Origin of the sequence: Streptomyces sp. NPDC056486, from assembly GCF_042795295.1 — a bacterium.
Taxonomy (GTDB): Bacteria; Actinomycetota; Actinomycetes; order Streptomycetales; family Streptomycetaceae; genus Streptomyces.
In genome coordinates, this window is record NZ_JBHTSF010000262.1 from 1 (window position 1) to 8,161 (window position 8,161).

Annotated in this window: 8 protein-coding genes; 1 reads left to right on the plus strand and 7 read right to left on the minus strand. The window is 67.6% G+C overall.

Annotated features, from left to right (window positions below; genetic code table 11):
- Positions 1–122 precede the first annotated feature (122 nt).
- From ACFQ7F_RS44230 to ACFQ7F_RS44250, 5 genes are all read right to left on the minus strand, one after another.
- Positions 123–1,196, minus strand: a complete 1,074-nt coding sequence (locus ACFQ7F_RS44230; RefSeq protein WP_383284901.1) for an ABC transporter ATP-binding protein — start codon at positions 1,194–1,196, stop codon at positions 123–125.
- Positions 1,197–1,248: 52 nt separating this feature from the next.
- Positions 1,249–2,295 carry an ABC transporter ATP-binding protein gene (locus tag ACFQ7F_RS44235; protein WP_383284878.1) on the minus strand — a complete coding sequence of 349 codons (1,047 nt, stop codon included), beginning with the start codon at positions 2,293–2,295 and terminating at the stop codon, positions 1,249–1,251.
- A gap of 6 nt (positions 2,296–2,301) precedes the next feature.
- Positions 2,302–3,288: an ABC transporter permease gene (locus ACFQ7F_RS44240; protein WP_383284881.1), complete on the minus strand. Its 987-nt coding sequence runs from the start codon at positions 3,286–3,288 to the stop codon at positions 2,302–2,304.
- A complete protein-coding gene (locus ACFQ7F_RS44245) occupies positions 3,281–4,204 on the minus strand; it encodes an ABC transporter permease (protein ID WP_383284884.1) in 924 nt (307 codons plus the stop codon). Before ACFQ7F_RS44245 ends, ACFQ7F_RS44240 begins: the two co-directional genes overlap by 8 nt.
- 72 nt (positions 4,205–4,276) lie before the next feature.
- Positions 4,277–5,908, minus strand: a complete 1,632-nt coding sequence (locus ACFQ7F_RS44250; RefSeq protein ID WP_383284887.1) for an ABC transporter substrate-binding protein — start codon at positions 5,906–5,908, stop codon at positions 4,277–4,279.
- A gap of 190 nt (positions 5,909–6,098) precedes the next feature.
- Here ACFQ7F_RS44250 and ACFQ7F_RS44255 point away from each other — a divergent pair, with 190 nt between their 5' ends.
- Positions 6,099–6,692, plus strand: a complete 594-nt coding sequence (locus ACFQ7F_RS44255) for a Uma2 family endonuclease (protein ID WP_383284890.1) — start codon at positions 6,099–6,101, stop codon at positions 6,690–6,692.
- Between the two features lie 27 nt (positions 6,693–6,719).
- Here the strand turns inward: ACFQ7F_RS44255 and ACFQ7F_RS44260 are convergent, their stop codons facing one another.
- Together ACFQ7F_RS44260 and ACFQ7F_RS44265 are read right to left on the minus strand one after the other, a co-directional pair.
- A complete protein-coding gene (locus ACFQ7F_RS44260; RefSeq protein WP_383284894.1) occupies positions 6,720–7,391 on the minus strand; it encodes a hypothetical protein in 672 nt (223 codons plus the stop codon).
- On the minus strand, positions 7,384–7,956 hold the full coding sequence (locus tag ACFQ7F_RS44265; protein WP_383284898.1) for a SigE family RNA polymerase sigma factor: 573 nt from the start codon (positions 7,954–7,956) through the stop codon (positions 7,384–7,386). Before ACFQ7F_RS44265 ends, ACFQ7F_RS44260 begins: the two co-directional genes overlap by 8 nt.
- Between the last annotated feature and the right edge of the window lie 205 nt (positions 7,957–8,161).

Consider the following 8,161-nt stretch of genomic DNA (forward strand, 5'->3'; position numbering starts at 1 on the left):
TTTTCCCCCCCCGCTGGGTGTTTCTGCGATCCGCTGGGCGGGGGGGGGGGGGCCCCCCCCCCCCCGGGTTTCGGGAAGGGGCGGGATTGGGGAATGCCCCGCAGGGCCCGCCCCGCCCCCCCCTACGGCACCACCTGCTTCTCCTCAGCGAAGTGACAAGCCGAGTCATGCGCGGCGGGCCCCCCGCCGAAACGGAACTCCGCCGGAACGGCCAACTCCGGCACCTCCAGAGCGCACCGCTCCCGCGCCTTCCAGCACCGCGTGCGAAAGCGGCACCCCGACGGCGGGTTCGCCGGAGAAGGCACATCCCCGCTCAGAATGATCCGCTCCCGATGCTCCCGCGCCGCAGGATCAGGCACCGGCACGGCCGAGAGCAGCGCCTGCGTGTACGGATGCGTCGGATGCTCGTAGATCTCCTCGTCGGAGCCGATCTCGACGATCCGCCCCAGATACATCACGCCCACCCGGTCCGAGATGTGCCGCACGATCGACAGGTCGTGCGCGATGAACACGTACGACAGGTCGAAGTCGTTCTGCAGCCGGTCGAGGAGGTTGATCACCTGCGCCTGCACCGAGACGTCGAGCGCGGAGACCGGCTCGTCGGCCACGATGATCTCGGGCCGCAGCGCGAGACCCCGCGCGATCCCGATCCGCTGCCGCTGCCCGCCGGAGAACTGGTGCGGATAGCGGTTGATGTACTCGGGATTCAGCCCGACCACGTCAAGGAGCTCCTGCACCTTCTGCCGCCGCGACCCCTTCGGAGCGACCTCGGGATGGATCTCGTAGGGCTCACCGATGATGTCGCCGACCGTCATACGGGGATTGAGCGACGTGTACGGGTCCTGGAAGACCATCTGGATGTTGCGGCGCAGGGCCTTCAGCGCGCGCCCGGACAGCTTGCTGATGTCCTCGCCCTTGTAGCGGATCTCGCCCGCCGTGGGCCGCTCCAGATTCACCAGCATCTTCGCGACCGTGGATTTCCCGCAGCCGGACTCCCCCACGATGCCGAGCGTCTCGCCCTGCCCGAGGTCGAAGTCGACGCCGTCGACGGCCTTGACGGCGCCGATCTGCTTGCGGATGACGATGCCCTGGGTGAGCGGGTAGTGCTTGACCAGACCCCGCACCTGGAGGATCGGCTCACGGCCCGACGCCGAGCCGTGCGCGGCGTACTCGTTCTCGGCCCGCGCCTGGTCCATCAGCTGCCGTGCGGTCTCGCCCTCCTCCGCCAGCTGCTTCTTGCTGACGTGCTCACCGTGCGGCATCGAGCGTCTCCTTCCAGAAGTGGCAGGCGCTCCGGCGGTCGGCGTCCAGGCCGTCGTACGCCACGTCGTAGAGCGGCGGCACATCGGTCCTGCAGACGTCCTGTGCCATCGGGCAGCGGGGGTTGAAGGCGCAGCCCGGCGGGATGTGCATGAGGTTGGGCGGCAGGCCCTTGATCGCGTAGAGCTCCTGGCCCTTCTGGTCGAGGCGCGGGATGGATTCCAGGAGGCCCCGGGTGTACGGGTGCGCGGGGGCCTTGTAGATCTCGTGGACGGGGGCCTTCTCGACGATGCGGCCCGCGTACATGACGGCGATGTTGTCGGCGACGTCCGCCACGACGCCCAGGTCGTGGGTGATGAGGATCAGGCCCATGTTCAGCTCGCGCTGGAGCTCGGCGAGCAGGTCCATCACCTGGGCCTGGACGGTCACGTCCAGGGCCGTGGTCGGTTCGTCGGCGATGATCAGCGAGGGTTCCAGGGCCATCGCCATGGCGATCATGATGCGCTGGCGCATGCCGCCGCTGAACTGGTGCGGGTACTGCCCGACCCGTTCCTTGGCGGCGGGGATGCGCACCCGGTCCATCAGCTCGATCGCCTTGGCCTTGGCGTCCTTGCGGGACATCCCCTGGTGGACGACGTACATCTCGCCGAGCTGCTGGCCGACGCTGATCACCGGGTTCAGCGACGACAGGGCGTCCTGGAAGATCATCGCCATGCCCGCGCCGCGCGTCTTGCGCCGCTCCTCCGCCTTGAGTTTGAGGAGGTCCTGGCCCTTGAAGAGGATCTCGCCGCCGGTGATCTTCCCGGGCGGCATGTCGAGGATGCCCATGATGGCCTGCGCGGTCACGGACTTGCCGGACCCGGACTCGCCGAGCACGGCGAGCGTCTCGCCCTCGGCGACGCTGTAGTCGACGCCGTTGACGGCCTTGGCGACGCCGTCCCTGGTCCTGAACTCCACATGCAGATCGCGCACTTCGAGCAGCTTGGACGCTCCCGGGGTGGGCGTCGCTGATGCCTCGGATGCCACGGTTGCCATGGGCGCCTACCTCAGCTTGGGGTCGAGGGCGTCGCGCACCGCGTCGCCGAGCATGATGAACGCGAGCACGGTGATCGCAAGCGCCCCGGCGGGCCAGAGCAGCATGTGCGGGGCGTTGCGGATGTACTGGGAGGCGGCCGAGATGTCGATGCCCCAGCTCACGGTCGGCGGCTTCAGACCCACGCCGAGGTACGAGAGGGTCGCCTCCAGGGCGATGTACGTGCCGAGCGCGATGGTGGCCACCACGATGACCGGCGCGACCGCGTTCGGCGCGATGTGTCTGAGCAGCATCCGCGAGTTGGAGGCGCCGAGCGCCCGCGCCGCCTGGACGTAGTCGTTCTGCTTGGCGGTGATGACGGATCCGCGGGCGATGCGCGAGAGCTGCGGCCAGCCGAGGAGCACCATGAAGCCGATCACCGGCCAGACGGTGTTGCTGGTGACGACCGACAGGAGCACCAGGCCGCCGAGTACGACGGGGATGGCGAAGAAGACGTCGGTGATCCGGGAGAGGATCGCGTCCCAGAACCCGCCGAAGAACCCCGCGAGCCCGCCGAGCACGCTGCCCAGGATGGCGACACCGAGCGTGGCGCACACGCCGACGGTGACCGAGGCGCGGGCCCCGTACACGGTCCTCGTGTAGACGTCGCAGCCCTGTCCGTCGAAGCCGAAGGGGTGGCCGGACGCGGAGCTCTTCTGGCGGTTGGCCAGATCGCAGTCGAGCGGGTTGCCCGAGGCGATCGCGGACGGCCAGAGCGAGATGAAGACGAGAAAGAGAATGATGAGGCCCGAGATGATGAAGATCGGGTTCCGCCGCAGCTCACGCCAGGCGTCGGACCACAGGCTGCGGGCCGGGGCCGACGGCCCGGTGCCTTCGGGGCCGCCCGGGGTCTTGTCGAGCGTCGTCCCCTCGGTCGCCGCGAGGTCCATCGCACCCCCGGCGCCGGTCGCGGCGATGGCACCGTCCGGTCCTTTCGGCTCTCGGGGTTCAGGCATAACGGATCCTCGGGTCGAGTACGGCGTACAGGAGGTCGACGATCAGGTTGGCCACCAGAAAGACAAGAACGAGGACGGTCACGAAGCCGACGACGGTCTGCGTGCTCTGCCGGAGAATTCCCTGGTAGAGCTGGAATCCGACGCCATGGATATTGAAGATCCGCTCGGTGACGATCGCGCCTCCCATCAGCGCGCCGATGTCCGTGCCGATGAAGGTGACCACCGGGATGAGTGAATTGCGCAGCAGATGCCGGGTGATGACGCGGCGTCTGGGCAACCCCTTCGCGATGGCCGTTCGGACGTAATCCGCACGGCGGTTCTCGGCGATGGACGTACGGGTGAGCCGGGTGACGTACGCCAGGGAGACCGAGGCGAGAACGAGCCCCGGCACGATGAGTTCATTGACGGGCGCCTCCGAGGAGACGGAGGGTTTCATGACCCCCCATTCGACGCCGAGGAGCAGCTGCAGGAGCAGGCCGGTGACGAAGGTGGGAATGGCGATGACGACAAGCGTCAGAATCAGAACGACGGTGTCGATGGGACGCCCGCGCCGCAACCCGGTGACGACCCCGAGCGAGATCCCGATGACGATCTCGAAGACGATCGCGACGAGCGTCAGACGGATCGTGAGCGGGAAGGCCGTCGACATCAGCTCGGTGACCTTCTGCCCGTTGAAGGCGGTACCGAAGTCGCCGGTGAAGACATTGCCCATGTACGTCGCGTACTGCTGCCACACGGGCTTATCGAGGCCGAATTCCTTCTTCAGCTGGGCGGCTGTCGCGGGATCGCACTTGCGGTCTCCGCACAGGCCCGCGATGGGGTCGCCCATCACGTTCACCATCAGGAAGATCAGCAGCGTGGCGCCGAAGAAGACCGGGATCATCTGCAGCAGACGCCGGATCACATAACGTCCCATGAGGGCTCCGGAAGTAGCGGAAGCGGTCATCCGGCGCGAATTCGCTCTCGCCGGACGACCGCTCCCTGTGCCTCAGCTGACCTTGATCTCGTTGTAGACCGGGACGCTGAACTGGTTCAGCGCCACGTCGGAGACCTTGTCCGAGTAGCCGGCGCTGCCGTTCTGGTACCAGAGCGGAATGACCGGCATCTGGTCGGCGAGGACCTTCTCCGCGTCCTGGAAGGTGGAAACCGCCTTCCCGGTGTCGGTCTCGGCGTTGGCCTTGTCGACGAGTCCGTCGAATTCCTTGTTGGACCACTTGCCGTCATTGGACGGGGCGTCCGTGTAGTACAGCGGCTGCATGAAGTTCTGGATCAGCGGATAGTCCATCTGCCAGCCCGCGCGCCAGGCGCCGTCCAGCTTCTGCTGGGAGGCCTTGCTGCGGAAGTCGGCGAAGGTGCCGACCGGGTTTCCGACACAGGCCTTGTCTTTCCCGAGGGCCTTGTTGATGGAGTTGCAGACCGCGTCGACCCATTCCTTGTGCGAGCCTGTGTCCGCGTTGTACGTGATCTTCAGCGTGCCGCCGGGGATTCCGCCGCCGTCCGCGACCAGCTTCTTCGCCTTGGCGGCGTCGTACTCGCAGGGGTCGCCGCAGAGCCCGGACTTGTAGCCGCCGGCCTCGCCGAGGACCGGGGATGTCCAGTCGGTGGCCGGGGTACGGGTCTTCTGGAAGATCGACTCGGTGATCTGCTCACGATTGATCGCCATGGAGAGCCCCTGACGGACCTTCTCCATCCCGTCCTTGGACCACTTGCTGTCGTAGAACGGAAAAGCGAGGGTCTGGATGATGCCCGCGGGCGTGTTGATGTAGCGGTCACCCAGATCATTCTTGGCGTTCTTGAGCTGCGAGGCGGGAACGTCGTCGACAAGGTCGAGGTTCCCCGCCATGAGGTCCGTATAGGCGGTGTTGTTGTCGGTGTAGACCTTGAGATCCACACCGCCGTTCCTCGCCTTGTCGTCACCCTTGTAGCCGCCCCACTTGCGCAGGGACATCTTGGAGCCCTTGTCGTACGAGTCCACGGTGTACGGGCCGTTGCCGACGGGCTTGGCGAGCCAGGCGTCGTGGTCGTCGTAGAACGCCTTGGGCAGCGGCGCGAAGGCCGGATAGCCGAGGGTCTTGGGCCAGGTGGAGAACTTCTGCGTGAGCTTGACGGTGAAGCTGGTGTCATCGACGACTTTCAGCCCGGAGAGCTTGTCGGCCGTGGCATCACCCTTCTCCGGGTGGACCTTGTCGTAGCCCTCGATGTAGCCGAAGAAGTAGGCGTTCTTCTGGTTGTTCTTCAGATGGGCGCCGTAATTCCAGGCGTCGACGAAGGACTTGGCGGTGACCTTCTCGCCGTTGCTGAACTTCCACCCCTTCTTGATCTTCACGGTGAAGTTCTGCGAGTCCTTGGTGTCGATCTTGTCGGCGACCATGTTCTTGGCCTCGCCGGTCTTCGGGTCGTACCGCATGAGACCCCGGAAGATCATGTCGAGCACCTTGCCGCCCTGCACCTCATTGGTGTTGGCAGGCTCCAGCGGATTCTGCGGATCGCCCCATGAGGAGCCCACGATCCCCGAGCCGTCGCCACCACCGCCACTGTCGCCTCCTCCGCCACAGGCGGTCGCCGCGAGGGCGACGGTCACCGCACATGCGGCCCACTTGGCGTGCGTGGCTCCACGCATGGAGAGCCTCCCTTTCAGGCCTACGTCTGACTTAGGCCCAAATACACCCCAATGCATGGCGCTGCGCATCTTTATAGGGTCTTTCCGGGGCTAGTCGGACTGGGAAACCCTCGGATGCCTGATGAGCGCCCGGGCCGCTGCCGCGACGGGACGGTCCTCGGGCTGACGGACACCTCGCTACCTTCGCGGCATGGACTACGCGAAGATGCGCGTGATCGCCGAGGAGCTCATGGAGTACGCCGAGCGCCTTGAGGGATCCTGGACGGTCGAGATCGGCCCCTCGGGCCCGAGGCTCGCGATGATCACCCGCTCCAAGCGCCGTGCGGGCACTGTCCGCCGTATCCGCGACCAGCTGGACGATCAGCTCCCCACCACCCACCCCGGCCACATCTGCGCGAACGGCCCGGAGATCGAGCACCCCCCGACCAGCCGCATGCGGCTCCCGGACGCCCTCGTGATCCCCGAGGCCGTGCTCGACGAGGAGGGCCTCGCCGTCGATGCCACGCAGGTGCTTGCCGTCATCGAGATCGCTTCCCCGTCCAACCCGAACAGCAACAACGACAACTACGGCGAGAAGCTGATCGAGTACCCCGCCATGGGCATCGGCCACTGCATGATCGTCGACCCTCGTACCGGCACGATCGAAGTGCACTCCGAGCCGTGCGCGGGCCGGTACGGGAACAAGGAGCCGTACATCTTCGGCGACGAGGTGCCGTTCGGCCCCTGGTCCGTGGAGACCGCCGCGTTCCGGCGCTACGGAAGGCCGGGGTCCGTCGAGAGCTGAAGGACCCCGCCTACCCCGCGTACCCCGTCAGCCACGGCCATCCGCCTCCACCTCCACCACGGACACCCAGCCGCGCCACCGCTCCACGCTGACCCGGAGCCGCGAGGAGGACTCGGTGGTGCCGGACCAGTAGGGGGCCGCCCCCTCCGCCCCTTCCGCGTGCTCCCGGAGACCGCATTCGGTCAGTGCGTCGCGCAGGAGGGACACCTCGTCCGCCGCGACGGATTCACTGTCGTACTCGGTGACACGCTGCCGGGCGGTGGCGTCCTTGTCGCTGTAGTACTGCGTGCCGTACTGAACCTGATTCGGAGCCTTCCGCCCGGCGTACGAGCCCGGGCAGCTGTTGTCGCCGCCCACCTTCGGCAGAGGGAGGTCCGTCATCACTTCCTCCTCCTGTCCCTTCCACTGCCACTTCGTGGCCTGAGGCATCAGCTCGGGCGACAGCAGGCGTACGACACCGCCCACCATGAACGGGTTCTCCGTCGGCGTGGCCGCCGGCCGCACCTCCCTGCCGTCACCACCCCCTCCCCCGCCGGCGGGCATCACCGCCCACGTCACGGCCCCCGCCACCAGCGCCGTCGCCCCCGCGGCCACCGCGACCCGGCGCCGCACGGTCCGCCGTCCGCCCCGCGCCCGCAGTTCCGCCCCGCTCGGCATCCGTACCGTGACGTCGTCCAGCAGTTCTTCGACCTCAGCCATGGTGGGCCGCCCCTTCCGCGGTGAAAGCAGTCGTGTCAGTCGTGTCAGTCGTGTCAGTCACGTCGCTCAAGCGCGCCCCCAGCGCCTTGCGGGCCCGGCTCAGCCGGGTGCGGACGGCTCCGTTGGACGTGCCCGTCTCCTCGGCCACCTGTTCCACGGGCAGGTCGAGCAGGTGATGCAGCACCACCGCTTGCCGCTGCTGCGGCGGCAGTTCACGCAACGCCTCCACCAACGCCACCCGGTCCGGCGACAGCTCGGGCACGTCGGCCGCGACCCCGTGCCGGAACTGCGCCCGCAGCCTGCTCCTGGTCCGCCGCCACGCGCTGATCGCCAGCCGGGACGCCACCGTCCTGACCCAGGGCAACGGATCCCCCGCCCGTGTCAGCCGCTCCCACCGCTGCCACGCCCGCACATACGCCTCCTGCACCGCGTCCTCCGCCTCCGCCAGATCGCCGGTCATCGCATAGACCGTGGCGACCAATCTCTTGGCCGTGGCGGCGTAGAACGCGTCGAACTCCGCGGCGCGATCCGCGGCTCGGTCCACAGCTTCCGGCCGTGTCGTCATCGTCCCCCGTCCGTCCCTAGGTTCCGCTTCTGACCTAGACACGCTCGGCGGCGCCCAGATGTTACGTACGAAAATGGGGGCGCCCGGAACCGAGTGGTTCCGGGGGGCCCCCGCACCGAAACCCCCAAAACCCCCCCCCGCCAAACCCGCCGGGGCGCCCCGCGGGGACACGGGGGAGTGGGAACCCCCAAAAATCGGCCCCCGG